Annotated in this window: 23 protein-coding genes and 1 riboswitch; of the genes, 2 read left to right on the top strand and 21 right to left on the bottom strand. The window is 72.9% G+C overall.

Translation table 11 applies throughout. From position 1 onward, the window contains the following. Window positions 1-22 precede the first annotated feature (22 nt). From IE118_RS31650 to IE118_RS31640, 3 genes are all read right to left on the bottom strand, one after another. Window positions 23-1,864, bottom strand: a complete 1,842-nt coding sequence (locus tag IE118_RS31650) for a sensor histidine kinase (protein ID WP_189561623.1) — start codon at window positions 1,862-1,864, stop codon at window positions 23-25. A 503-nt stretch (window positions 1,865-2,367) separates the two neighbouring features. After that, complete coding sequence (locus IE118_RS31645) at window positions 2,368-3,579, bottom strand: acyl-CoA dehydrogenase family protein (protein WP_189561544.1); 1,212 nt, start codon at window positions 3,577-3,579, stop codon at window positions 2,368-2,370. Window positions 3,580-3,689: 110 nt separating this feature from the next. Further along, window positions 3,690-4,148: an RrF2 family transcriptional regulator gene (locus IE118_RS31640; RefSeq protein ID WP_189561543.1), complete on the bottom strand. Its 459-nt coding sequence runs from the start codon at window positions 4,146-4,148 to the stop codon at window positions 3,690-3,692. 335 nt (window positions 4,149-4,483) lie between these two features. Here IE118_RS31640 and IE118_RS31635 point away from each other — a divergent pair, with 335 nt between their 5' ends. After that, on the top strand, window positions 4,484-4,813 hold the full coding sequence (locus tag IE118_RS31635; protein WP_189561542.1) for a GNAT family N-acetyltransferase: 330 nt from the start codon (window positions 4,484-4,486) through the stop codon (window positions 4,811-4,813). 22 nt (window positions 4,814-4,835) lie between these two features. Here the strand turns inward: IE118_RS31635 and IE118_RS31630 are convergent, their stop codons facing one another. From IE118_RS31630 to IE118_RS31620, 3 genes are all read right to left on the bottom strand, one after another. After that, window positions 4,836-5,948, bottom strand: a complete 1,113-nt coding sequence (locus IE118_RS31630) for an MBL fold metallo-hydrolase (protein WP_189561622.1) — start codon at window positions 5,946-5,948, stop codon at window positions 4,836-4,838. 297 nt (window positions 5,949-6,245) lie between these two features. Further along, the gene (locus IE118_RS31625) at window positions 6,246-7,031 is read right to left on the bottom strand and encodes an SGNH/GDSL hydrolase family protein (protein WP_189561621.1); all 786 of its coding nucleotides are present in this window, start codon (window positions 7,029-7,031) and stop codon (window positions 6,246-6,248) included. 202 nt (window positions 7,032-7,233) lie between these two features. Next, window positions 7,234-8,163, bottom strand: a complete 930-nt coding sequence (locus tag IE118_RS31620; RefSeq protein WP_189561541.1) for a M23 family metallopeptidase — start codon at window positions 8,161-8,163, stop codon at window positions 7,234-7,236. A gap of 3 nt (window positions 8,164-8,166) precedes the next feature. Next, a riboswitch (cyclic di-AMP (ydaO/yuaA leader) is annotated at window positions 8,167-8,330 on the bottom strand. A 524-nt stretch (window positions 8,331-8,854) separates the two neighbouring features. Here IE118_RS31620 and IE118_RS31615 point away from each other — a divergent pair. Then, the gene (locus IE118_RS31615) at window positions 8,855-9,652 is read left to right on the top strand and encodes a tyrosine-protein phosphatase (protein WP_189561540.1); all 798 of its coding nucleotides are present in this window, start codon (window positions 8,855-8,857) and stop codon (window positions 9,650-9,652) included. A gap of 44 nt (window positions 9,653-9,696) precedes the next feature. Here IE118_RS31615 and IE118_RS31610 read toward each other — a convergent pair whose 3' ends face one another. The 15 genes from IE118_RS31610 to IE118_RS31545 form a co-directional block, all read right to left on the bottom strand. Continuing rightward, a complete protein-coding gene (locus IE118_RS31610) occupies window positions 9,697-9,825 on the bottom strand; it encodes a DUF6126 family protein (protein ID WP_103545957.1) in 129 nt (42 codons plus the stop codon). Then, window positions 9,822-10,445: a helix-turn-helix domain-containing protein gene (locus tag IE118_RS31605; RefSeq protein WP_189561539.1), complete on the bottom strand. Its 624-nt coding sequence runs from the start codon at window positions 10,443-10,445 to the stop codon at window positions 9,822-9,824. The genes IE118_RS31610 and IE118_RS31605 overlap by 4 nt, the downstream gene beginning before the upstream one ends. A gap of 75 nt (window positions 10,446-10,520) precedes the next feature. Continuing rightward, a complete protein-coding gene (locus IE118_RS31600) occupies window positions 10,521-11,936 on the bottom strand; it encodes an aspartate aminotransferase family protein (protein WP_189561538.1) in 1,416 nt (471 codons plus the stop codon). Beyond that, window positions 11,933-13,846, bottom strand: a complete 1,914-nt coding sequence (gene dxs, locus IE118_RS31595) for a 1-deoxy-D-xylulose-5-phosphate synthase (protein ID WP_189561537.1) — start codon at window positions 13,844-13,846, stop codon at window positions 11,933-11,935. The genes IE118_RS31600 and dxs overlap by 4 nt, the downstream gene beginning before the upstream one ends. A gap of 32 nt (window positions 13,847-13,878) precedes the next feature. Then, entirely contained in the window at window positions 13,879-15,036 is a 1,158-nt protein-coding gene (gene ispG / locus IE118_RS31590) for a flavodoxin-dependent (E)-4-hydroxy-3-methylbut-2-enyl-diphosphate synthase (protein WP_189561536.1), read from the bottom strand. 4 nt (window positions 15,037-15,040) lie between these two features. Continuing rightward, window positions 15,041-16,063, bottom strand: coding sequence for an adenosyl-hopene transferase HpnH (gene hpnH / locus IE118_RS31585; RefSeq protein ID WP_189561535.1), 1,023 nt, complete (start codon window positions 16,061-16,063; stop codon window positions 15,041-15,043). Between the two features lie 5 nt (window positions 16,064-16,068). Next, window positions 16,069-16,710, bottom strand: a complete 642-nt coding sequence (locus IE118_RS31580; protein ID WP_189561534.1) for a phosphorylase family protein — start codon at window positions 16,708-16,710, stop codon at window positions 16,069-16,071. Continuing rightward, complete coding sequence (shc, locus tag IE118_RS31575; RefSeq protein ID WP_189561533.1) at window positions 16,710-18,755, bottom strand: squalene--hopene cyclase; 2,046 nt, start codon at window positions 18,753-18,755, stop codon at window positions 16,710-16,712. The genes IE118_RS31580 and shc overlap by 1 nt, the downstream gene beginning before the upstream one ends. 119 nt (window positions 18,756-18,874) lie before the next feature. Further along, window positions 18,875-19,939 carry a polyprenyl synthetase family protein gene (locus tag IE118_RS31570; protein ID WP_189561620.1) on the bottom strand — a complete coding sequence of 355 codons (1,065 nt, stop codon included), beginning with the start codon at window positions 19,937-19,939 and terminating at the stop codon, window positions 18,875-18,877. Window positions 19,940-20,010: 71 nt separating this feature from the next. Continuing rightward, window positions 20,011-21,438 (bottom strand): hydroxysqualene dehydroxylase HpnE, encoded by a 1,428-nt coding sequence (gene hpnE, locus IE118_RS31565; RefSeq protein WP_189561532.1) that lies wholly within the window; start codon window positions 21,436-21,438, stop codon window positions 20,011-20,013. Then, window positions 21,435-21,557, bottom strand: coding sequence for a DUF6380 family protein (locus IE118_RS34800; protein WP_351807252.1), 123 nt, complete (start codon window positions 21,555-21,557; stop codon window positions 21,435-21,437). The genes hpnE and IE118_RS34800 overlap by 4 nt, the downstream gene beginning before the upstream one ends. Next, window positions 21,557-22,507, bottom strand: a complete 951-nt coding sequence (hpnD, locus tag IE118_RS31560) for a presqualene diphosphate synthase HpnD (protein ID WP_189561531.1) — start codon at window positions 22,505-22,507, stop codon at window positions 21,557-21,559. The genes IE118_RS34800 and hpnD overlap by 1 nt, the downstream gene beginning before the upstream one ends. Further along, entirely contained in the window at window positions 22,504-23,415 is a 912-nt protein-coding gene (gene hpnC / locus IE118_RS31555) for a squalene synthase HpnC (protein ID WP_189561530.1), read from the bottom strand. The genes hpnD and hpnC overlap by 4 nt, the downstream gene beginning before the upstream one ends. A 371-nt stretch (window positions 23,416-23,786) precedes the next feature. Next, on the bottom strand, window positions 23,787-24,566 hold the full coding sequence (locus IE118_RS31550; protein ID WP_189561529.1) for an ABC transporter ATP-binding protein: 780 nt from the start codon (window positions 24,564-24,566) through the stop codon (window positions 23,787-23,789). After that, window positions 24,559-25,091: ABC transporter permease (locus IE118_RS31545; RefSeq protein WP_189561528.1), on the bottom strand; the 533-nt coding region annotated here is incomplete at its 5' end. The genes IE118_RS31545 and IE118_RS31550, both read right to left, overlap by 8 nt.

The raw sequence follows: 25,091 nt of genomic DNA, 5'->3' as shown, positions 1-25,091 counted from the left end.
GGAGCGCTGGGGGCGGGGGTGGTCATCCGGCGGGTGTGCTCCCGTCCTGCCGGACGGTGTGTTCACCGCGGGGTGCGGTGGCGGGCGGCCCCGGGGCGTCGGACAGTTGCTGCCGGGACTCGGCGAGGCTGACGCCCCGCTGGAAGGCCGCCATGAGCTGCGGGTCGTGGCCGGCGACGTCCTCGGTGTCCTGGCGGGGCGCGGGGCCGTCGCGCAGCTGCGGCGCGATGTGCTCCTGGGCGCGTCTGCGGGGGAGCCGGGGCCGGCCCATGGTGCCGCGCACCGTCGTGCCGCGCGGGGTGAGGGGCGTGGCCGCGTGGCCGGGGTGGGCGTCCCGGTCGCCGGGGTGGACGCCGGGGGCGGCCTCGGCGGGGGTGGGGCGCGTCTCGCGGGCGCCGCGCAGGGGCAGCGGCGGGGGGACGGTGACGGTGTCGCCGGAGGGGGCGGGAGTGCCGGTGCGGGGCACGGGCGGGGTGAGGTGCGCCTCGGGTGTGCGGGGGGTCGCGGCGTCCGCCCGGACCGGTCCGTCCGGCGGTGCGGCCGGCAGGTGGAGGGCCGCCGGGACGGCCGCGGCGCCGGCGTCGTACGGCTGGGGTTCCGTCGCGGTGTCCGGTGCGCCGGGTTCCGCGCCGAGCAGCGCCTGGGGGACCACCAGCACGGCCTGGACGCCGCCGTAGATGTTGCTCTGGAGGCGGACGTGGATGCCGTGCCGCTTGGCCAGCTGGGAGACCACGTACAGTCCGATGCGGCCGTCGGCCAGCAGGCTGGCGACCTGGACCTGGTCGGGGTCGGTGAGCAGCGCGTTCATGCGGTCCTGCTCGGCGAGGGGCATCCCGAGTCCGCGGTCCTCGACCTCGACGGCGAGCCCGGAGGTGACGAGGCCGGCGCGCAGCAGCACCTGGGTGTGCGGGGCGGAGAACACCGTGGCGTTCTCGACGAGTTCGGCGAGCAGGTGGATGACGTCGGCGACCGCGTGTCCGCGCAGTGTGCCGTCGATCGGGGGGACGAGTCTGACGCGCGAGTACTGCTCGACCTCGGCGATCGCCGAGCGCAGGACCTCCGTCACGGGGACCGGGTTGCTCCACTGCCGCCGGGAGACGGCACCGCCGAGCACGGCGAGGTTCTCGGCGTGGCGGCGGATGCGGGTGGCGAGGTGGTCGACATGGAAGAGGCCCTTGAGCAGGTCGGGGTCCTCCATCTCGTTCTCCAGCTCGTCGAGGATGGAGATCTCGCGGTGCACCAGGGACTGCAGTCGCCGGGCGAGGTTGACGAACACCTCGAGTTTCTGTTCGCTGCCGGCCTGGCTGGAGAGCCGGGACGCCTGCACCACGGCGGTGACGGCGCCGTCGTGGGCACGGGTGAGGTCGGCGGCGAGGAGGTCGAACTCGTCGGCGGTCCCGGCCGGCCGGGAGCGCCGGGCCGGCGGGGGCGGGGCCTCGCCGTGGCGCAGCGCCTCGACGAGGGCGTGCAGGTCGGCCTCGCGCCGGGCGGTGCTCCGGCGCAGGGCGCCGATGCGGTCGTTCACGGTGCGGGCGGCGCGCTCGGCGGCCACGGCGGCGATGACGATGCCGGCGAAGGTCACCGAGGTGGCGCCGCCGAGGACGGCCCACAGGGTGGGGCCCGGCCGGATGCCGGTGGAGCGGACGGTGAAGAGCACGGCGGCGCAGGCGCTGAGCGCCACCGCGACGGGCGGCAGCACGGCGAGGCGCAGGAGCTGGTGCCGTACGGGTGTCTCGTGCGGCGCGGTGGTGGTCCGTGCGGACGGCCTTCCGTGCCGCCCGCCCTCGCGCCGGTCCGGCCGGGCGGCCGGGCCGGTTCCCCGGGTCCGGGGGTCGCCGGGCTGCGGGCCGCCGCGGTCCGGCACCCGGGCCACGACCGTGGTCCCGACGGGTACCGGCGTGTGGACGGTGTCCCGGGCCGCGGCCGGGCCCGGGTGCCGGGGCGCCCCGCCCCGTCGACTCCCTCGTCCGCCTTGTGGCTGCACGTACCGGTCCCCGCTCCCTGATCCCGACTCGTCGGCGCGGCTCCTCGGCACGAGCGCGCCCTGCGGCGCGGGCCGTCACGCCCGCTGACCGACACTCACCGTAGTCGCCACCGCATCATGGGCGGTGGGCAGTTGACAAACTGGTGCGGACAGCATCGCGCTCTGGTATGAGGTGTCGTACGACAGACCGATAACCGTTCAGGGTGCGGGATCAGGAGCGAACACACGGCGATCAATGCTGGTCGGAACCGGTCATGACGGCCCGTGAGGACGAGGCGGGGACGCGGCACACGGCGCGCATCAGGGGCACGCCGGCACCTCGGAGCCGACCGGCCGGGGCTCCGGACCGCCACCGAACCGGCCCACCCCCTCCGGCCAGAACATCACTCTCCGTACAGAAGAGGCCAGGAGGCCGAAGGCGCGCCACTGTGCGCGGAGTTCAGGTAGTGGTCGCCGATGGCCCTCATGGTGGGACCGGCGGGGTGGCGGTCCACCAGCGCGAGGATGTTGCGCCAGAACCGGTCGGCTCCCTCCGCGTCGGTGAGGGCCAGGACGCGCTCGCCGGTCAGCAGGGCGGCCTTGGCGGTGACCGCGCCGGCCACCGCGACCTGCGCGGCGGTGTCGGCCCGCCGCTCGTGGCCGAGTTCCTGGCCCGCGGCGAGCGCGTCCGCCACGGCCGCCGTCGCGCGGTCGGTCACCGCCGCGGCGGTGTGCAGGGCGAGGGCGAGCTCGCCGTAAGCCTGGAGGACGTCGGCGTCGCCGTGCGCCGGCCGGGAGCGACGCCCGCGGCGGCCGAGGTCCTTGGCCTCCGCCAGCGCCCCCTCGGCCACGCCCAGCGCGACCTGGGTCAGCATCAGGGCGAGGGCGAGCGGGGCGAGTGCGGTGTGCGGCGGGGTCAGTTCCTCGTCGAGCCCGGCGGGACCGAGCACGTCGGCCGCGGCGACGGGTACGCCGTCGAAGTGGACGGTGCCGGCGCCGGTGAGTCGCTGGCCGAGCCGGTCGTGCTCCGGGGCGCGGCCCACCCGTGGGTGCCGCGCGTCCACCACCACGACCACCGGTTCGTGGGTGACGGAGCAGACGGCGTCGACGACGAGCCGGTCGGCGTCGTGCACCGCGGTGGGCAGGGCACGGTGGCCGTGCAGGACGAGGTGTCCGCCACCGGCGGCGGGGCCGAGGACGGGGCCGGGCAGGTCGCCGTGGGTGAGCGGTCCGGGAGAGGCGGTCGCGCCCGCCCACAGCCACCCCTCCCGCGCCGAGCGGGCCTCCAGCGCGTCGGCGTGGTCCGGGGCGGCGAAGAATCGGGCGCTCCAGGACAGCACGTAGTGGCGGCCGAGGAGTTCACCCACCGAGCCGTCGGCGGCGGCGATCCGGCGTACGACGGCGCAGGCGTCTCGCCAGGGCGTCCCGCGCCCGTCCGGCGCGGGCGGGACGAGCACGGCCGGCAGTCCGGACTCCCGCAGCCGCCCGACCTCGTCGAAGGGGGGCTTGCCGGCCCGTTCGCGGTCGACCGCGTCCACGGCGAGATCGTCGGCGACCTCGTCGGCGACGCGCCGCCAGTAGTCCCCGGCGGTGGTGATCACCTCCACCTCAGCCACGGCTCCCCATTTCCCTATTGGATTGGTAGGGAATCATCCTGCGGGAGTGACGGGGCCTCAGCAAGGTGGCATCCGCCCACCGGACGCGCCCGTCCCAGCAGTCGGGACGGTTACGGGTTGGTCCAGGCGGCCGGGGCGTCCGTCAGCCGCATCACGCCCTCGGGCAGCCGGCCGGAGACGACGTCCGCGAGGGAGACGCCCTCCAGGATCTGCCGCACGTTGGCCCGCAGCGCGATCCACAGCGGGAGCAGGGCGGTGGCCGGGCCGGTGTAGGACAGGTCGGGCGGGCGTACGCCCTGGACGGAGACGAGCGGGCCGTCGACGGCCCGGATGACGTCCGCGATGCTGATGGACTCCGCCGGCCCTGACAGCCGGTAGCCGCCGTTCGCACCGCGCCGGCTCACCACCAGGCCCTCGCGGCGCAGGTCGTTGAGGATGCCTTCCAGGAACTTGCGCGGAATGCCCTGGGCGTCGGCGATGGCCTCCGTGGTGAGCGGGCAGCCCTCCGCGACGGCGGCGAGCTGCAGGGCGGCACGCACCGCATAGTCCGCTCTGGCCGAGATCCGCATGCCCGCAGTATCCCGTAACGGCCGGAGCACCCGGCCGCCGGGCCGGTGGCCGGTGACGCACGGCACGGCGTGAGCGCCGGGCGAGACGGGCCGGAGCATGTGGCTCGGCGGCCGGGTGGCGAGCCGGCTCGGACGTGCCGGTCGCGCACGACGGCCCGGAACCACGACCCGGTGGGTTGCGTCCGTCGGTGGGTCGCCGATACCGCGAACACGCGCCGCTCCCCCGTGCACCGCAACCACCCGTCCATTGCCCACGTCTCCGTGGCCGCGGAGGTGGTGGCCGGGAGCTACGCTCGATGACGTCCTCCCCGTCCCCGAGAGAACCGGAGCCGTACATGCCCGCGCAGAGCCTTCCCGACGACAGTGGTGTGGACGTCGTCGACGTGGCCGAGGCCTCACGGTTCGAGGTGCGGCTGGACGGCGAGACCGTCGGCTTCGCGGACTACCTGCGAACGGACGCGCTGGTCGTGTACCCGCACACGGTGATCGACCCGGCGTACAACGGCCGGGGGCTCGGTTCGGCGCTGGCCCGCGCCGTGCTCGACGACGCGCGCGAGCGAGGTCTGCCGGTGCTGGCCACCTGCCCGTTCATCGCGGCCTGGATGGCACGGCACCCGGAGTACCTGGCGCTCGCCTACCAGAACCGGAGCCGGGTCACCGACTGAGCCGGCACGAGCCCGGACGGCGTCACCGCTCGCCCGCGAGGTCGAGGTCCCCCTTGCTCGTCCCGGCCACGTGCCCGGTGCTCCGGGGATTCCGCCAGGGGTGAGCGACCGGACCGGAGACCGCCCGCCACCACGGCTCGCCCGGCACTCGCCCCGCCGGCTCGAACGGCTCGCCCGGCCGCGGGAACGCCACCGCCTGACCGGCCTCCTCGGCCGCGTCCCTCATCCACTCCCCCGGCTCGGCCCACGGGTGCGGCGCCAGGTTGAAGGTGCCCCAGTGGATGGGGAGCAGGACACCGGCCGGCGCGCCGCCCTGCAGGTCGAGGTGGGACCGTACGCCCTCCTCGGGCGTCATGTGGATGTCCGGCCAGAAGTCCGAGTACGCGCCGACCTGGATCATGGTCGCGTCGAACGGGCCGTGGGCGGCGCCGATCTCCGCGAAGCCGTCGAAGTAGCCGGTGTCGCCGCTGTGGTAGACCCGGTGCTCCCCGCCGGTGACGACCCAGGAGGCCCAGAGGGTGTGCTGGGTGTTGCGCAGGCCGCGGCCGCAGAAATGGCGGGCCGGTGTGGCGGTGAGGGTGAGACCTCCGGCCGTCGTCGACTCGTGCCAGTCCAGCTCGCGCAGCCGGTCCGCCGGCACACCCCAGCGCTCCAGGTGCGCCCCCACCCCGAGGGGCACCGCGAACAGGGTGTCCGTGCCGGCGAGCGCCCTGATCGTGGGCAGGTCGAGGTGGTCGTAGTGGTCGTGGGAGATGACGACCACGTCGACCGGGCCGAGGGCCGCGAGCGGGAGGGGTGCCGGGTGCAGCCGCCGGGGTCCGGCGAAGGGGAAGGGCGAGCAGCGTTCGCCCCAGACGGGGTCGAAGAGGACGCGGTGGCCGTCGATCTCCGCGAGGACCGAGGAGTGGCCCGTCCAGGTCAGGCGCAGCCCCGAGGCGGGCGGGCGGGAGATGTCGGCGAGGGTGGTGGGGTGCACCGGGATGTGGCCCTGCGGGGCACGGCGGGTACGGCTGTCCTTGTCGAAGTACACCTTCGCGAAGTCACGCGCCGAGCCCGAGGGGCGGGTCCGGGCGGGGCCGCCCGGGTTCTGGAACACGCCGTCCGCGAAGTGGGGGGACCTGCGGATGCGGGCCATGCGCTCCCCGCCGGGGTCCGCGCCGAAACCCAGGGGCCGCAAGGCGCGGAGCGTGGGACTGCGGAAAGGGGAGCCGGCCACGGTACCTCCAGGTGGAGTCGTTCAGACATTCCATTATGTGCGGCCGGTACGACACCCGGGGTGCCGGTCACGGTCGGTCACGGCCGGTCGCGGAAAGTGGCGACCGGTGGCGGTTCCGGCGGGTCGCCGGGCCGCGCGGCCGGCCGGACGGCGCCCGCCGGCCGCGTGCCCCGGTCCTCCGTGGCCGGCGCGCCGCCGCGGCGGCGCGGCGGCGTCTCACGCCACGGCGGCGATCCGCACCTTGATGTCGTCCGGCGACAGCGTCCCCTTGGCGATCACGTGGTCGCCCGAGGACTCGCCGCGCAGCCGGCGGCCGATCCACGGCACCAGGTACTCACGGGCCCACTGCACGTTGTCCCGGCGGACCTCGAGGGCGCCGCGGCGCGGCAGCTGCGGCCAGGGCTGCTCCGGGTCGGCGGGGACCTCCAGGCCGAGGGCGAGCCCGGCGCGGAGCGCCACGCGGGTGTGCCCTTCGGGCGACAGGTGCAGCCGGTCGGCGTCCCAGGCCCTGCGGTCCTGGACGCTCCTGAGGGACCACAGGTCCAGCACCGGGCAGCCGTAGCGGTCGGCGACGGCCCGCACGTGCCCGTTGTAGGTGGCGATCTTGCCGCGCAGGTGCTTGAGGAGGGGGACGCCGCGGGTGTCGAACCCGGTCGTCACCAGCACGGTGCCGGACACGGCGGTGAGCGCGGCGACGGCCCGCTCGAAACGTTCTGCCACCTCGTCGGGGTCCGATCCCGGACGGAGGATGTCGTTGCCGCCCGCGCAGAAGGAGACGAGGTCCGGGGCGAGTTCCACGGCCCGCGGGACCTGGTCCGCCATGATCTGGTCCAACAGCTTTCCGCGCACGGCGAGATTGGTGTAGTCGAAAGCGCCCTCGGGCCGGAGGTCGGCGAGGAGTACGGCGAACCGGTCGGCCCAGCCGACGAAGGACCCGTCGGGGCCGGGGTCACCGACGCCCTCCGTGAAGCTGTCCCCCACCGCCACGTACGACCCGATCACTCTTCTGCTGTCATTCTTCGAATCGTCTGCCACAGCAGGTCATGATTCACCTTTTAATGTGACCTACGCGACCGTAGGCAAGGGTTGACGCGCGGTGAGATAAGCCACTCCGCGAAGTCGGCCGTCGCGGAATACGGCGAAGGCCGGCCCCGGGGAAGGGAGCCGGCCTTCGGCGTGCGTGTCAGGAAGGTCGCCGCAGGGGTCAGAGGGAGACGCCCTTGGAGCGGAGGTAGGAGACCGGGTCCACGTCCGAGCCGTAGTTCGGGCTGGTGCGGATCTCGAAGTGGAGGTGCGGGCCGGTCGAGTTGCCGGTCGAGCCGGAGAGGCCGACCTGCTGGCCGCCGCTCACGGTCTGGCCGGCCGAGACCGACAGCGAGGACAGGTGGGCGTACTGGGCGTAGTAGCCGTCGCTGAGCTTGATGACGACCTGGTTGCCGTACGCGCCGGCCCAGCCCGCGGAGACGACCGTGCCGGAGCCGACGGCCTTCAGGGAGGTGCCGGTCGGCACGCTGAAGTCGACACCGGTGTGGTAGCCGCTGGACCACATGCTGCCGGCCACCTTGTAGGCGGTGCCGACGCCGCCGCCGGGCACCGGGGAGCTGTAGCCGGAGGCGGCCTGGTTCGCGGTCGTCTGCGTGGACGTCTGCGGGGCCGACTTCTCGGACGACTGCTGCGCCGGCTTCTCGGCGGGCTTCTCGGCCTTGGGCGCGGCGGGCTTCGGCGTGGCGGGCTTCGGCGTGGCGGACTTCTTCGGGGCCTCGGCGGCCTTGCCGTCCACGGAGAGCTTCAGGCCGGGGTGAATGAGTGACGGGTCGTCACCGATGGCCTGGCGGTTGTCCGCGTAGAGCTTCTTCCAGCCACCGTCGACCTGCTCCGCCTCGGCGATCTTCGCGAGGTAGTCGCCGGCCTTCACGGTGTAGGTACGGACCTCACCGCTCTTGCCGGCCGTGGCCTGGTGGCCGGCGGAGACGGACTGGACGGTCTTCTCGGGGGCCGCCTGCGGGGCGGCGGCGTGCGCGCCGGTGGCGCCGAGAAGCGGCAGGGCGAGTGCGGCGCCACCGGTTCCGGCGACGGCGATGGAACGGGTGAGGCGCTGGGCCTTGGTACGGCGGTGCTTACCCTTCGCGGGCATGACGAATTTCCTCTCCGGCGCCTACGAGGTGAGCTGTCGGGTTCGGACTGGAGATGCCCGGCCGCGCTGTCGCGCGGCTTAACCCCAAGCCGTTCCGGAGACCGGAACAGGCAGTCGTACCTGTGGGTCCCCCGCTCCTGCCGTACACGGGTCAGTGTGTGCGGGCTCCGGGCGGCGGCAGGATTAGGCGTCCGTCCGGATCGGTTGGGAACGTAAGCGACCCGGACGCGACGGGACAAGCGGAGGTTCACCGCGCACGCCCTTTTTCGTGATCCACAGGACGAAACGACGTCACCGAGCGTCGATGCGCACGTCGGATCGACGTCCGAATTCCCTTGCCGTTCCAGCGAATTACGTGCACATGGCGACAACGCATCGTCACGGATATGACGATGCTCACGCACCCCACACCCATCTCCCGCCCTAACGGGGCACGTTGACACCAATGGATCTAAACGGACAGAACACCCGAATGCGACGATCGCGGTCACCTCATGCGGGGCACCGCTCCGGTGCGGGCGCACCCGCCCCTCGAAGAGATCCGCGTCACCGGAGCACCGTCGTCACCGGGGCCGTGGAGCGGCCCGGCCGTGCCCGTGGACACCTCGTTGCCCCAGGCAGGCGATGTCGTATCGTCGAGTGGTGCCCGTCGACGAGCCGCGGCGACGGTGCGGAGTGGGAGGAGTCCTACGTGACGCAGCAGATCCCGTCGACCGAACCGGGGCTGGCCGGAGTCCGCAACTTCCGCGACGTGGGCGGACTGCCGACCGTGGACGGACGGCGGGTGCGGCACGGAGTCCTGTTCCGCAGCGGCCACCTCGCCCACGCGACCGCGGAGGACGCCGTCTTCCTGTCCTCGCTGGGGCTGCACACCATCTTCGACTTCCGCAACGCGGCCGACCAGAAGCTGGAGGGGGCGGACGTCGAGCTGCCGGGCGTGCGCAACGTGAACCTGCCGCTCAGCGACCCGGCCGACGGCGCCGAGTTCTGGAAGATGGTCCGCGACGGCGACCTGGACCAGCTGCGCTCGATCCTCGCGGACGGCAAGGGCGCGGACCGGATGATCAGCTCCTACCGTCTGATCATCAAGGAGCGCACCGCCGAGCACGCTCTGGTGCTGCGCTCGCTCGCCGAGGACAGCGTCCCCGCGCTGATGCACTGTGCGGCGGGCAAGGACCGCGCGGGACTGTCGGTGGCGGTGACGCTGCTCGCCCTGGGCGTGGAGCGGGACGCGATCGTCGACGACTACCTGAAGTCCAGCGCCACGCACCGCCGCTACAAGGTGCACCGCAGCGGCAGCTCCGCCTCGGCCTACTCCCCCGAGGTGATGGAGCTGCTCGACCCCCTGTTCGACGCCCGGGCGGAGTACCTGTCGGCCGCCTTCGAGACCGTCGAGGAGACGTGGGGTGGCGTGGACCCCTATCTGGAGCAGGGCCTCGGGCTCACGCCCGAGACCCGGGAGCGGCTGCGCGCGCGCCTGCTCGACTGAGGCGGCGCCCCGCGCCCTTCGCGTTCTCCGCGCGGAGCGGCCCCCTACTTCTTGGGGGCCACCTCGAAGAGGAAGTAGATGAAGGCCGCGAGGACGTGCCCCACCACCACGTAGATGAACAGCCGCACCCACATGGCGCGGGGCAGCTTCTCCTCCATGTCCTTGCCGGTCATGTCGCGTCTCCGTGGATCGGGCCCAGGCACAGCGCGGCCGTGGGACTCTGCAGCAGGGTGTGGACGAACAGCAGCTCGACCCCGTCGGGGTCGGACGCCTCGATGCGGTGCGGGGTCAGCGAGTCGAAGTGCGCGCTGTCGCCCGGGGCGAGCCGGTGCACGGTGTCCCCCAGGCGCAGCCGCAGCCGCCCCCTGAGGACGTACAGCCACTCCTCGCCGGGGTGGACGCGCACGATGTCGCCCTGGGAACCGTGCGGCACGCGGACCCGCAGCGCCTGCATGCCCCGCCCGGGGGCACCGGCCGGCCAGTAGGTCCAGCCGCCCGCGGTGGTGGAGTCCATGTCGGCGGCGCGCACCACCGCGTCCCGGCCGGCGGCCGCCTCGCCGAGCAGCTCGGAGACCGTCGTACCGTAGATGCGGGCGAGGGACAGCAGCATCGGCAGCGAGGGCTGGCGCTGCCCGGTCTCCAGGCGGGAGAGGTGGGCCGGCGACAGTCCCGCGTCGCGGGCGGCGGCCTCCAGGGTCAGGGAGGCCCGTCGCCGCAGGGCGCGCAGGTGCGGCGCGACCGCGGGGAGCGCGCCGGCCGGCTGGGCCGACGGCTCGGTCTCGGAGGAGCTCATGCCTCCATTCAGCCGCATATTTGCCCCTGGGGCAATTTTCTTGTCTCAGAGGCAAAACCAGAGCGGGTGCCCGGGTCAGCGGTCGGCGACCGCCTGCTTCACCAGGGTCCTGCCGAACTCCCAGATGAGTCCGCCGTCGTGCGCGTCGTCCATCACGGCGGTGAAGGCGTCCACGAACCGCTCCACGTCCGCCTCGTCGACGACCAGCGGCGGGATCAGTTTGATCACCTCCATGTGGTCGCCGGAGACCTGGGTGAGGATCCGGTGCCGTTGCAGCAGCGGCACGACCACCATCTGCGCGAAGAGGCCCTTGCGGGCGGCCTGCAGCATGGTCCAGCGCGAGCGCAGCCGCAGCGACCGGGGCCGGCCGAACTCGATGCCGATCATCAGGCCCCGGCCGCGGACGTCGGCGAGCAGCTCGTACTTGTCGACCAGGGCGGCCAGCCGGGACCGCAGCAGCTCCCCGGTGGTCCGCACGTGCGCGACGATCCCCTCGTTCTCCATGACCGACAGCACGGCGAGGCCCGCCGCCATGGCCTGGGCGTTGGCCCCGAAGCTGGCCGAGTGGACCAGCACCCGGTCCATCGACGAGAAGACCTTCTTGAAGATCCAGTCCCTGCCGATGGTCGCGCCCACCGGCACGTACCCGCCGGAGAGCGCCTTGGCCACGCACACCAGGTCCGGCTCCACCCCCTCCTCGTGCTGGTAGGCGTAGAAGTCGCCGGTCCTGCCCAGCCCGGTCTGCACCTCGTCGGCGATGAGCAGGGCCTTGTGCCGGCGCAGCAGCTCCTGCGCGCCCCGCAGGTAGCCCGGCGGTGCCGCGTGTACGCCCTTGCCCTGGACCGGCTCGACGATCAGGGCGGCCACGTCGCCCCGGCGCAGCTCCCGCTCCAGGGCGTCGAGGTCTCCGAGCGGCACGGCCGTGTCCGGCAGCAGCGGGGCGAACCCGTCCCGGAAACCCGCCTCGCCGTTGACGGACAGGGAGCCGGTGGTCAGGCCGTGGAAGGCGTGCTCGCAGTACAGCACCCGTGGCCGGCCGGTCACGTACCGGGCGAACTTCAGGGCGCCTTCCACCGCTTCCGTGCCGCTGTTGCCGAAGAACACCCGGTCCAGGTGCGGGCTGTGCGCGAGCAGCCGCTCGGCCAGCAGACCGGGCAGCGGCTGGCAGTCGAAGCGGGTGAGGTCGGCGAGGGAGGCGTCCAGGACGTCGTGCAGGGCCTTGCGGACCACCGGGTGGTGGCGGCCGAGCCCCATCACCCCGAACCCGGCGAGCATGTCCAGGTGGTCGTTGCCGTCGGCGTCCCAGAAGTGGGCGCCCTCGGCGCGCACGTAGACCTTGTCGAAGCCGATGGTGTGCAGCATGCGCGGGAGCTGGTGGTTGAGGTGACGGCTGTGCAGCTCGTAGCGCTCGGCCCCGCGCTCGGCCAGCAGCGCGCCGAGGTCGAACTCCCCGGTCTGCGACGAGTCCGACGCGGACTCCGCGGTCGTCATGCCTGGTGCTCCTGTGGGTCCGGTGACGGGTGTGCGGGCTCCTCCCGGACGGCGAGGCTCGCGCCGATCCGTCCGGCGACCTCGACGGGCGTGAGGCCGATGTCGGCCAGCACCTCGCCGCGTTTGGCGTGCGGGAGGAACTGGTCGGGGATGCCGAACCGCCGTACGGGTACGTCGACGTCGGCGTCGCCCAGGGCCAGCGCCACCGCCGAACCCACTCCGCCCGCGCGGCTGTTGTCCTCGACGACGGCCACCAGGCGGTGCTCGGCGGCCAGTCCCGGGAGCGCGGCGTCGACGGGCTTGACCCAGCGGGGGTCGACCACCGTGCAGCCGATGCCGCGTGCCTCGAGCAGTCCGGCGGCCTGGAGGCAGACGGGCGCCATCACACCGACGGCCACCAGCAGCACCTCCGGCGACCCGGCACGGTGCAGTACGTCCATGCCGCCGACGCGGTCCAGCGCGGGGACCGCCGGCCCCACGGACTCCTTCGGGAAGCGCACCAGGGTCGGCGCGTCGTCGACGGCGACCGCCTCGCGCAGCTGCGCGCGCAGCTGGTCGGCGTCGCGGGGCGCGGCGATGCGCAGGCCGGGGACGACCTGGAGGACGGACATGTCCCACATGCCGTTGTGGGAGGGCCCGTCGACGCCGGTGACACCGGCCCGGTCCAGTACGAACGTGACCCCGCAGCGGTGCAGCGCCACGTCCATCAGCAGTTGGTCGAAGGCGCGGTTGAGGAAGGTGGCGTAGACGGCCACGACCGGGTGCAGGCCACCGGTGGCCAGGCCGGCCGCGGAGACGGCCGCGTGCTGCTCGGCGATGCCGACGTCCCACACCCGGTCCGGGAACCGCTCGGCGAAGGCGCCGAGCCCCACCGGACGCAGCATGGCGGCGGTGATCGCCACGATGTCCTCGCGCTCCTCGCCGATCCTGACGATCTCCTCGCCGAAGACGGAGGTCCACGACGGTCCGCCGGAGGGAGCCAGGGGCGCACAGGTGAGCGGGTCCATCGCGCCGACGGTGTGGAAGTGGTCCTCCTCGTGGGCGAGGGCGGGCCCGTAGCCGCGGCCCTTCTCGGTGAGGCAGTGGACCAGCACGGGTCCGTGAAACCGCTTGGCGCGGCGCAGCGCGGACTCCACGGCCTTGATGTCGTGGCCGTCGATCGGGCCGAGGTACTTCAGGCCCAGGTCCTCGAAGAGTCCCTGCGGCGCGAAGGCGTCCTTGAAGCCCTTCTTCGCGCCGTGCAGGGCCTCGTAGAGGGTGCGGCCGACCACGGGCGTGCGCTGGAGCACGTCCTTGCCCCAGGCGAGTACGCGCTCGTAGCCGTCGGTGGTGCGCAGGGTCGCGAGGTGGTTGGCGAGGCCGCCGATGGTGGGCGCGTAGGAGCGTTCGTTGTCGTTGACGACGACGATCAGCGGCCGGTCCTTGGCGGCGGCGATGTTGTTGAGCGCCTCCCAGGCCATCCCGCCGGTGAGCGCGCCGTCGCCGATCACCGCGACGACGTGGCCCTTCTCCCCCCGGACCCGGCGGGCCCGGGCGAGCCCGTCGGCCCAGCCGAGGGCCGTGGAGGCGTGGCTGTTCTCGATGACGTCGTGCTCGGACTCCTCCCGGGAGGGGTAGCCGGACAGGCCGCCCTTTCCGCGCAGCTTGGAGAAGTCCTGACGCCCGGTCAGCAGTTTGTGCACATAGCTCTGGTGGCCGGTGTCCCACAGGATGCGGTCCACCGGCGACTCGAAGACCCGGTGCAGGGCGACGGTGAGTTCCACCACCCCGAGGTTGGGGCCGAGGTGGCCGCCGGTCCTGGCCACCGCGTGCACCAGGAACTCCCGGATCTCCTGGGACAGTTCTCCGAGCTGCCGTTCGGACAGCGCCTTCAGGTCGTGTGGTTGCCGAATGGTCTCCAGAATGGTCACGCTCGGGCCCCCTTCGAAGAATGCCGCGGTGTTCAGCTCACGGTGACGGCCGGCTCCCCCGACGCGGTGCCGTCCTTCTCCATCTGCTCGGCGATCTTCATCGCCTCCTCGATCAGCGTCTCCACGATCTTCGACTCGGGGACGGTCTTGACGACCTCGCCCTTCACGAAGATCTGCCCCTTGCCGTTGCCGGAGGCGACCCCGAGGTCGGCCTCGCGCGCCTCGCCCGGACCGTTCACCACACAGCCCATGACGGCCACCCGCAGCGGCACCTCCATGCCGTCCAGTCCCGCGGTGACCTCCTCGGCGAGCTTGTACACGTCGACCTGGGCGCGGCCGCAGGACGGGCAGGAGACGATCTCCAGCCGCCGCTCCTTCAGCCCCAGTGACCGGAGGATCTGGATGCCGACCTTGACCTCCTCGGCCGGCGGCGCGGACAGCGAGACCCGGATGGTGTCACCGATGCCCTCGCTGAGCAGTGCCCCGAAGGCGACCGCCGACTTGACCGTGCCCTGGAACGCCGGGCCGGCCTCGGTGACGCCGAGGTGCAGCGGGTAGTCGCAGGCCTCGGCGAGCATCCGGTAGGCGTTGATCATGATCACCGGGTCGTTGTGCTTGACGGAGATCTTGATGTCCCGGAAGCCGTGCTCCTCGAAGAGGGACGCCTCCCACAGGGCGGACTCGACGAGTGCCTCAGGGGTGGCCCTGCCGTACTTCTGGAGCAGACGCCGGTCGAGCGAGCCCGCGTTGACCCCGATGCGGATGGGCGTGCCGTGGTCCCGCGCGGCGCGGGCGATCTCCTTGACCCGGTCGTCGAACTGCTTGATGTTGCCCGGGTTGACGCGCACGGCGGCGCAGCCGGCCTCGATCGCCGCGAACACGTACTTGGGCTGGAAGTGGATGTCGGCGATCACCGGGATCTGCGACTTGCGGGCGATGGTGGCGAGTGCGTCCGCGTCGTCCTGCGTGGGGCAGGCGACCCGTACGATCTGGCAGCCGGTGGCGGTGAGTTCGGCGATCTGCTGGAGGGTGGCGCCGATGTCGGACGTGCGGGTCGTCGTCATCGACTGCACCGACACCGGGGCGCCGCCGCCGACCGCCACCGGTCCGACCTGGATCCGCCGCGACGCGCGCCGCTCGGCGAGCGGCGGCGCGGGCACGGCGGGCATGCCGAGCGAGACGGCTGTCACGGCCTCACCCCCGGTTCCCGGAGGCCGTCTCGCGCAGGGCGCGCAGCGACTCCTTCAGCGATCCCATGGTGGCGAGGACGGCGGTGGGCTCGTAGCCGCAGTGCGCCATGCAGTTGGCGCAGCGCGGGTCCTTGCCGCGGCCGTACCGGTCCCAGTCGGTGTCCTCGATCAGTTCCCGGTACGTCGGCACGTAGCCGTCGCTCATCAGGTAGCAGGGGCGCTGCCAGCCGAAGAGCGAGTAGTTCGGGATCGCCCACGCGGTGCACGGGAAGTCGACCTTGCCCTCGAGGAAGTCCAGGAACAGCGGCGAGTGGTTCAGCCGCCAGCGGCGCCGGTTGCCGCCCGCGAAGGCCTTCCTGAACAGCTCCCGGGTCTGTTCCACGCCGAGGAAGTGCTCCTGGTCGGGGGCCTTCTCGTAGGCGTAGGCGGGCGAGATCATCATCTCGTCGACGCGCAGGTCGTCGTTGAGGTAGTTGAGCACCTCGACGACGGTCTGCGGGGTGTCGGTGTTGAAGAAGGTCGAGTTGGTGGTGACCCGGAAGCCGCGCCGCTTGGCCTCCTTGATGGCCTCCACGGCCTCGTCGAAGACCCCCTCCTTGGCCACGGACTCGTCGTGCCGCTCGCGCAGGCCGTCGATGTGCACCGCGAAGGCGAAGTAGGGCGAGGGGGTGAACAGGTCCATCTTCTTGCGCATGAGCAGGGCGTTGGTGCACAGGAAGACGTACTTGCGCCGGGCCACCAGCTGGCGCGCGATCTCGTGGATCTGCGGGTGCATCAGGGGTTCGCCGCCGGCGATCGACACCATCGGCGCACCGGACTCCAGTACGGCGCCCACGGCCTGGGCGACGGGCATCCGCTGCTTGAGCACCCCGGCCGGGTGCTGGATCTTGCCGCACCCCTCGCACTTGAGGTTGCAGGCGAAGAGCGGTTCCAGTTCGACGATGAGCGGAAACTTGTCCCGCCTGCGGAGCTTCTGTGCGGCCAAGTATGTAGCGACCTTGACGGACTGACGCAGCGGCATGGCCATCTGGCTCACCTCCTGGGGAGCAGCAAGGAACGGTGCCATTCATAGAAAGCCGGAAGGACGGAACGAAGCACACGGAAAGCCGATATTCCACCGCGGACCGTGCCGATGCGGACCAGCTCGTGTTCAGGAGCGTCCACGACCACCCGGACGGCCGCAACCGGGCGCTCGCCCGTCCGGACGGCGCTCAGGAGCGTGGCCGCCGATTCCATGTCGGCGGCGATCGCGCCGGTGGCGAGCAGAGCGGACCGTTCGTGGCCGCGCACGACGTGGTCGGTCCCGGTGAGCGGACCGGTGTGGACGGTACGCCCGGGCACCGCCCGCACCAGCTCCTTCACCAGCAGGTCGGTCCCGACGCAGGGGACGGTCCCGCGCGGGTCGCGCGTCTCCCCGGCGACCACCAGGTCGCCGGGGTGCATGCCGGGTGCCAGTCCCGCGCAGAAGCCGGTGGCCAGGACGGCCGCCCCGCGCAGGTCCGCGCCGGTGAGCAACCGGGTGACGGAACGCTCGGCCGCCGCCGGTCCCATGCCGGTGCGCAGGACGGTGACCGGCCCGCCCGCCCTGCCGCGTTCACGCCTGCGCAGGGCGAACTGCTCGATGCCGAGCGCGCAGGCGATCAGCAGCGGGGCCGGGGCCGCCTGCGGGGTCATCAGCGGCCCTTCGCCTCGGCGAGGGACCGCTGCCCGGTGCCGGCCTTCACGGCGACCGGTTCCTTGCCGCCGAAGGGATCCCCGTGCACGTACCGGCCGAGCGCGGTGAGCGGGAAGACCTGCCGGTAGAGGTGGTAGTTGATGGAGAAGTCCCAGGGGAAGCCGGTGCCGGTGAAGTACGGCTCGTCCCAGGAGCCGTCCGCGCGCTGGGTGGCCGCCAGCCACTCGACGCCGCGTTCGACGGCCCCGGAGTCGCGCTCCCCCGCCGCGAGCAGCGCCATCAGGGCCCAGGCGGTCTGCGAGGCGGTGGAGGCCCCTCTGCCGCTCCACTCCCGGCTGTGGCGGTAGGAGCGCAGGTCCTCGCCCCAGCCGCCGTCGTCGTTCTGCACCCTCTCCAGCCAGGCCACCGCACGCCGGATCGCCGGGTGCGACGAGGGGAAGCCCGCCGCGGCCAGCGCGGGGAGCACCGAGCCGGTGCCGTAGAGGTAGTTGACGCCCCAGCGTCCGAACCAGGAGCCGTCGGGCTCCTGTTCGGCGAGGAGCCACTGGATGCCGCGGCGGGTGCGCGGGTCGTGGGCGAGGCCCTCGAGGGCGAGCATCTCCACGACGTGGGCGGTGACGTCGGCCGACGGCGGGTCGATGACCTCGCCGAAGTCGCAGAACGGCAGCCGGTTGGGGAAGGGGCTGGTGTTGTCGACGTCGAAGGCGCCCCACGCGCCGTTCCTCGACTGCATGCCGAGGGTCCAGCGGACCCCGCGCCCGATGGCGTTGTCCATCCGCTCGGGGTCGTGGTGGCGGACCCGCCGCAGCGCGAGCACGACCTCGGCGGTGTCGTCGATGTCGGGGTAGTTGTCGTTGTGGAACTCGAACGCCCAGCCGCCGGGCGGCAGCTGGGGCCGGCGCACCGACCAGTCGCCGGGCCGCACGATCTGTTCCCCGAGCATCCAGTCGGCCGCCCTGACCAGTTGCGGGTGGTCGGCGGGCAGGCCCGCGTCGGCCAGGGCGATGGTGGCGAGGCAGGTGTCCCACACCGGGGACTGGCAGGCCTCGATCATCCGGGCCCCGTCCTCGCGCCACACGGCGAACCGGTCCAGCGATTCCAGACCCGCGCGCATCACCGGATGGTTCAGGTCGTAGCCGAGCAGATGCAGCGCGATGACGGAGTACACGGCCGGGGGCTGGATGCCGCCCCAGCATCCGTCGTTCTCCTGCCGCTCGACGATCCAGCGGGCGGCGGTGTTCATCGCCGCCCGGCGCAGCCGGCGCGGGACCACCCCGCGCAGGGCGTGCAGGCCCTTGTCCAGGCGCTGGAAGGCACCGTCCCAGCTCCTCAGCGGCGCGAACGGCCGGGGAGGGTTCGGGTGGCGCGGGTCGGTGTGCAGTTCGTCCAGCGGGAACGGGGCGGGGCGCACCGGCCGCTCGGCGGAGACGATCGTGAGCGGCACGATGGTCTGGCGCGCCCAGCAGCCGAAGTCGTAGATGTTGAGGGGCACCCAGGACGGGAACCAGATCAGTTCGGGCGGGAGTTCGGGCAGGTCCTCCCACTGCCACCAGCCGAAGAGGGCCAGCCAGATCCGGGTGAAGACCCGGGACGCGGCGATGCCGCCCCGCTCGCGGATCCAGGCGGCGGCCCGCGCCATGTGCGGGGCGTCGGGCCGATCACCGGCGAGGCGCAGGGCGACGTAGGCCTCGATGGTGGTGGAGAGTTCACCGGGTCCGCCGTGGAAGGTGGCCCAGGTGCCGTCCTCGCGCTGCTCCCCGCGGATGAACAGGGCGGCCGCGCGGGTGGTGTCCTCGTCGCGGATACCGAGGAACTGGCGCAGCAGGAGGTCCTCGGCGTCCATCGTGACGTTGGTCTCGAGGTCGCCCTTCCACCAGCCCTCGTCGTGTTGCAAGGACAGCAGGTGGTCGGTGGCGCGCCGCACGGCGCGGGCGGCTCTGTCGGGAACCCCGGCCGCCTCGGGGATGTCGGTGTCGTTGTCGCTGGCCGCGGTCACGCGGGTCGGCAGGGCCGCCCCGGTGCTTCCGTCGGTCGTCGCTGTCATGGCTTCCCCTTCGTGCAGTCCTGCAAGTGGTGCGTCTGCTGTGGGTCCGCCGTCGGCCGGTGCCGTTCTCCCCGCAACACCGGCCGGCGACTACGCGAGGGCTATTCGACCGATAGTGATCATCTCTTCCGTACGACGACGAAGTCCGCGAGCGCCGTGAACTGCTCCCGCACCCGGTCGGGCATGTCCACGGCGTCGAGGGCCTCGATGGCGATGGTGTGCTGACGGCGTGCCTCGTCGGCGGTCCACTCGCGGCCGCCGGCCTCCTCGATGAGGGCGGCACGGGCCGCGAACTCCTCCTCGGAGAAGTTCGCGAAGTCGCTGCTCTTGGCGTCGGCCGCGAGGATCTCGCCGAGCCGCCGGGAGGCGGGGCCGTCGGCGGCGAGCGCCGCCACGACCGGGAGGGACTTCTTGCGCTGGCGCAGGTCGCTCCAGGTCTGCTTGCCGGTGGCCTCCGGGTCGCCCCAGATGCCGAGGAGGTCGTCGACGGCCTGGAAGGCGAGGCCGAGGTGGTAGCCGTACCTCTCCAGCGCGTCGGCGGTGCGGTCGTCGGCGCCGCCGAGCACCGCACCGATGGAGCTGGCGCAGGCGAGCAGGGCGCCGGTCTTGTTGCCCTCCATCTCCAGGCACTCCTCGACGCTGACGCGGTCGCGGTGTTCGTAGGAGATGTCCTGGGCCTGGCCGTCGATCAGGGCACGGCTCGCCGTCGCCAGCCGCCGGGTGGCGCGGCCGGCGTCGACGGTGCCGAGTTCCAGGAGCACCTCGTTGGCCAGGGCGAACAGGGCGTCGCCGACGAGGATCGCCTGGGCGGGGCCGTGCACCTTCCAGACGGTGTCGCGGTGCCGGCGCTGCTCGTCACCGTCCATCAGGTCGTCGTGCAGCAGCGAGAAGTTGTGGACCAGTTCGACCGCGACCGCGCCGGGGACGCCGGTCTCCGGCGCGGCCCCGGTGACCTCGGCGGACAGCACCGCGAGCGCGGGACGCACGGCCTTGCCGCCGTCGCCGTCCGCGGGCCGGCCCTCGGCGTCGATCCAGCCGAAGTGGTAGGCGGCGACCGTGTCCATGGGAGGGGCCAGGCGGTCGACGGCCGCCCGCAGTACCGGCGTGGCCAGGGTCCGCCCGCGCTCCAGGAGCGCGGCGACGTCCACCGCGGTCCTTCGAGCGGCGTGCGAGGCCGGGGGCACAGTGGGCACAGTCTCTCCTCTTGTCGCGGTACCGGGGGTGCGGGAACCTGCCGCGCCGCTCCGTTGCAGCATCAGGCCGCCTCCTCGAGGGCGAAGAGGTGGCGGGGACGGGGCCGGCCGAGGGCGCCCAGCGCGGCGTCCGCCGCGCCGACGCCGCTGCGGACAGCGCCCTCCATGGTCGCGGGCCACCCGGTGGCGGTCCACGCTCCGGCCAGGTAGAGGCCGGGTGCCTTGGTGCGGGCGCCGGGCCTGAGGCGTCCGACGCCGGGTGCGGGAGCGAACGTGGCGGTGCGCTCCCGGGTGACGAAGAAGTCCTCGACCCGTGCGCCGCGGGTGCGCGGCAGCAGCCGGCGGAGTTCGGGCAGGTAGCGTTCGCGCAGCACGGCGACCGGCTCGTCGATGTCGGCCTGGGCGACCGACTGGGACACCGCCAGGTACTGGCCGCGCTCCAGTCCGGAGGCGTCGGTACGGTCGAAGACCCACTGCACGGGGGTGCCGAGGGCCGCGAAGAAGGGCCGCGTGAGCACCGGCCGGTCGTAGACCACGTGGACGTTGAGGATCGGCGCGGTGCCGATGCCGAGGAGCCGCTCTGGTGCGTCGAGCGCGCCGGCGGGCAGCAGGTCGTACGCCTCGCGCTGCGGTACGGCGAGCACGACCGTGTCGGCCGTGATGGTCTCGCCGGGGATCCGTACGCTCCACCCTCCGTCCGCGTGCGGGGAGAGGGAGGCGACCCGGGTGCGGACCTCGGTCCGCACACCGGCGGCGTCGAGTGCCTGCCGGGCGAGGCGGTCGTGCAGTTCGCCCAGCGGCACCCGGGCCCAGCCGATGTCGGCGGCCGAGGGGTCGGAGAGCAGACCGGTCTTGAACACCATCGCGGCCAGCGCCAGGGAGGTGTCGTCCGCGACCGCGTTGAGGGTGGCGACGCCGACCAGGTCCCACAGTGCCTCGACGGCACGCGCCGACTGGCCGTGCGCGGCCAGCCAGCTGCCGAAGTCCTGGTCGTCCAGGGCCGGATCGGCGAGGTCGAGTCCCTTCAGCGCCAGCGCGGCACGGCCCACCCGGGCCCGATCGGCGAGCGACAGGTGCGGGTACGCGGCGAGGCTGCGGCCCAGGTGCAGCGGCACCGGCAGCGGGTCGCGCCGCAGCCGGCCGAGCCGCCGCCCCTCGGGACGCGCGAGGTCGAGCACGGGCACGTCGAGACGGTTCTGCAGCGGTGCCAGCGCCGCTCCGCCGATCCGGTCGAGGAACCAGCGGTAGGCGGTGCAGCAGCGCAGGTACACGTGCTGGCCGTTGTCGACGGTCAGGCCGCCGCGGCGGAAGGAGAAGGCGAGACCGCCCAGGCGCGGCCGGCCCTCCAGCAGCGTGACGCCCACTCCGGCGTCGGCGAGGGCGAGCGCGGCGGTGACGCCGGCGAGCCCGCCGCCGACCACGACGGCGTGCCGTCCGGCCGGGGCCGGCCGGTCCGTGCCCGGCCCCCCGGCGCGTGTGCCGTGGCTCATGTGCCCTCCCCCGGCCGGCCGGGCCGCGCGAAGGGTGCGCGACCGGCCGTCTCAGTCTGGGACGCGGCGTCGCGGCGGAGGGTTGCCCGCCGGTTTCCGCCGGGGAGCGGGGTGTCCATCAGGCCCGCCTCCTGACGGTCCGCCGGGTCACGTTCCGGGTGTCCAGGCCCGACAGGCCGCGCACCGCGACGTAGGCCTTCTCCCGGCCGGGCAGGGAGACCCGGCCGCGGAGCACGGCCGCGGGGTCGCGCTCGATGCGGTCCAGGAGCCGGCGGTAGATGCCGGCCATGGCGGCCACGCAGGCGCCGCTGCGCCGGTCGAGCATGGGGAGCAGCCGGTAGCCCTCGGCGAAGAGGGCGCGGGCCCTGCGCACCTCGAAGTGCACCAGGCCCGCGAAGTCGGAGCCCTCCGGTGGGGTCGGGCCGTCGAACCCGGCGGAGCAGCCGAACTTGGCGAGGTCGTCGGCGGGCAGGTAGGTGCGCCCGCCCTCGGCGTCCTCCCGGACGTCCCTGAGGATATTGGTCAGCTGCAGCGCGAGCCCCAGCGTGTCGGCGTACTCGGCGGCGCGCTCGGAGCCGCGCGCGCCGGGCTCGGTGCCGAACACGCCGAGCGAGAGCCTGCCGATGGCGCCCGCGACGCAGCGGCAGTAGACCTTGAGGTCGTCCCAGGTCTCGTACGTCTCGCCCCGTACGTCCATCTGGACGCCGTCGATGAGTTCGTCCAGACCGCCGAGCGGGATCGGGAAGCGCGCGGCGGCGTGCGCGAGGGCGACGGCGACCGGGTCGGTGTCGTCCTCGTCGACCGCTCCGTCCCGGATCCGCGCGAGCAGCGCCCTGGTGTCCTCCAGCCGGGCGACCTTGACGTCGTCCGCGAGGGGGCCGTCGCCGATGTCGTCGACCCGCCGGGAGAACGCGTACAGCGCCGACATCGCCCGCCGCTCCGGCGTGGGCAGCAGCCGGATGCCGTAGGCGAAGTTGCGCGCCTGCTGTCCGGTGACGGTCTCGCAGTAGCTGTAGGCGGCGAGTACCGGTGCGGACGTGAGTGGTTGCGACTCCACGGTCCGGATCACCCCTTTCCTCGCAGAGTCACGCCCGCCTCGCGCAGCAGCTGCATCCTGCCGGGCTTGGGCGGGCCGGGAAGTACGTCGTATTCGGCGGCGGCGATCGCCCGGACGGCCGCCCGTCCGCCCGCCACGAACCCCGTGAGCAGCAGCCTGAGTCTGCCGCGGACGCTGCCCACCAGGGGCGCGCCCTCGTCCAGCAGGTCCAGGGCGCGTTGCGCCTGATGGGCGACGAGCGCGCGCACGGACGCGCCGGCGGTCGGTGCGGCGAGGTCCGCCTCCTCCACGTGAAAGAGCTTCATGTCGGTGGCGGGCAGGTAGACACGGTCGCGGCCGAGGTCCTCGGCGACGTCCTGGAGGTGCTCGACGATCTGCAGGGCCGTGCAGATCGCGTCGGAGCGGCGGATCCGCTCCGGGGTGGCGGTCCCGGTGACGGCGAGCACCAGCCGGCCCACCGGATTGGCCGACAGTTCGCAGTAGGCGAGCAGGTCGTCGTAGGTCTCGTAGCGCTTGACGAGCTGGTCCTGGCGGTTCGCCGCGACGAGGCCGAGGAAGGGCTCGGGGGTCAGCGCGTGCCGGCGGACGGTCGGCAGCAGCCGGAGCAGCAGTGGGTGGCGGGGCGCCGGGCCGGCCGGGTCGAACACCCGGCGGAGGTCGGCCTCGAAGGCGTCCAGCAGGACCAGCCGGTCGTCGGCCTCGTCCGGCGTGACGCCGAGGAGCCGCGCGTCGGCGCCGCCGGGCGCCAGGTCGCCGTCGCCGATGTCGTCGACCAGACGGGCGAAGCCGTACACGGCCATGAGGTCGTCGCGCCAGGACCTGGGCAGGAAGAAGGGGGCGACGGGGAAGTTCTCGGCGGCGGCCTTGTCCAGTGTGGCCCGCTCGACGCCGGCGGCCCGTGCCGCGGCGGTGGGCGTCATCGCGGACTGCCCGGGGCGGGGACGGCGCACGCTGCGTTCAGCCTGGGAGTCTCCGTAGCCATTGCCGTCACATCTCCCGTTCTACACCGCTGACCCAATACACACTATTTCGGACACGCCGCCCAGGTTTCCGCCCGGCGGTATCGCTGGATGGTGACGGGCATTATGGCCCTGATTGCCGCCTTTCGGGACCGCTCCAGCTTACGTTGTACAACGTGGGGCGCATCGCCGGGGGTCCCCGGGCACCGGGGCAACACGGCCGACGGCGTCAGGATTGCGTCGCGCGGCCGGAATTGACGCCGCTTTTTCAGACGTGTGGCCCCGCCGGAGAGTTCCGGCGGGCCACAGGATCCGAACACGGCCTGAACGGGCTACTTCCCCGTGAACTTCTCGTATTCCTTGATGACCTCGTCGGTGGGTCCGTCCATGCGCAGTTCACCGCGCTCCAGCCACAGCACGCGGTCGCAGGTGTCGCGGATGGACTTGTTGTTGTGGCTGACCAGGAAGACCGTCCCGGCGTGCTTGCGCAGTTCCCGGATGCGTGCCTCGGAACGCTTCTGGAACTTGCGGTCGCCGGTGGCCAGCGCCTCGTCGATCATGAGGACGTCGTGGTCCTTGGCGGCGGCGATGGAGAAGCGCAGCCGGGCCGCCATGCCGGAGGAGTAGGTGCGCATCGGCAGGGTGATGAAGTCGCCCTTCTCGTTGATGCCGGAGAAGTCGACGATCTCCTGGTAGCGCTCCTTGATCTGCTCGCGGGACATGCCCATGGCGAGCCCGCCCAGGATGACGTTGCGCTCGCCCGTCAGATCGTTCATCAGGGCCGCGTTGACACCGAGCAGCGAGGGCTGGCCGTCGGTGTAGACCTTGCCCTTCTCCGCGGGCAGCAGCCCGGCGATGGCCCGCAGCAGGGTGGACTTGCCGGAGCCGTTGGAGCCGATCAGGCCGATCGCCTCGCCCCGGTAGGCGACGAAGGAGACCCCGCGCACGGCGTGCACCTTGCGCACACCCCGCTCCTCGCCCCGCTTCACGATGCGGCTGAGCGCCGCCGTGGCGCTGCCCTTGCCGGTCTTGGCGCCGTTGACGCGGTAGACGATGTGCAGCTCGTCCGCGATGACGGTGGGCACCCGCGCATCCGTCGTGTCGTCAGCCACGGCCGTACCTCTCCTCGGACTTCCAGAAGTAGACGAAGCCGACCACGCCGGCCAGCAGGGCCCAGCCCACCGCGAACGCCCAGATGTGCGGCGGCAGGTACGAGGAGCCGTAGCCGTCGATCATCGCGAAGCGGACCAGGTCCATGTAGACCGCGGCCGGATTGAGCTGGAGCACGTCGGCGAGCCAGACGGGGACGTCCTTGTCGGACAGCATCACCGGGATGCTGAACATCACGCCCGAGGCGTACATCCACGTCCGCAGCACGAACGGCATCAGCTGCGCCAGGTCCGGCGTGCTGCTGCCCATCCGGGCGAAGATCAGCGCCAGCCCGGTGTTGAACACGAACTGCAGCGCCAGCGCGGGCACCACCAGCAGCCAGGACAGGTCCGGGAAGCTGCGGAACGCCAGCATCACGACGACGAGGACCACCATCGAGAACATCAGCTGCTGGAGCTGCTGGAGCGCGAAGGAGATCGGCAGCGAGGCCCGCGGGAAGTGCAGGGCCCGCACCAGGCCCAGGTTGC

Source organism: Streptomyces pilosus (assembly GCF_014649835.1).
GTDB classification, from domain to species: domain Bacteria; phylum Actinomycetota; class Actinomycetes; order Streptomycetales; family Streptomycetaceae; genus Streptomyces; species Streptomyces pilosus.
Note: the sequence above shows the minus strand (reverse complement) of the source record. Positions and strands in the feature narration are given on the sequence as shown.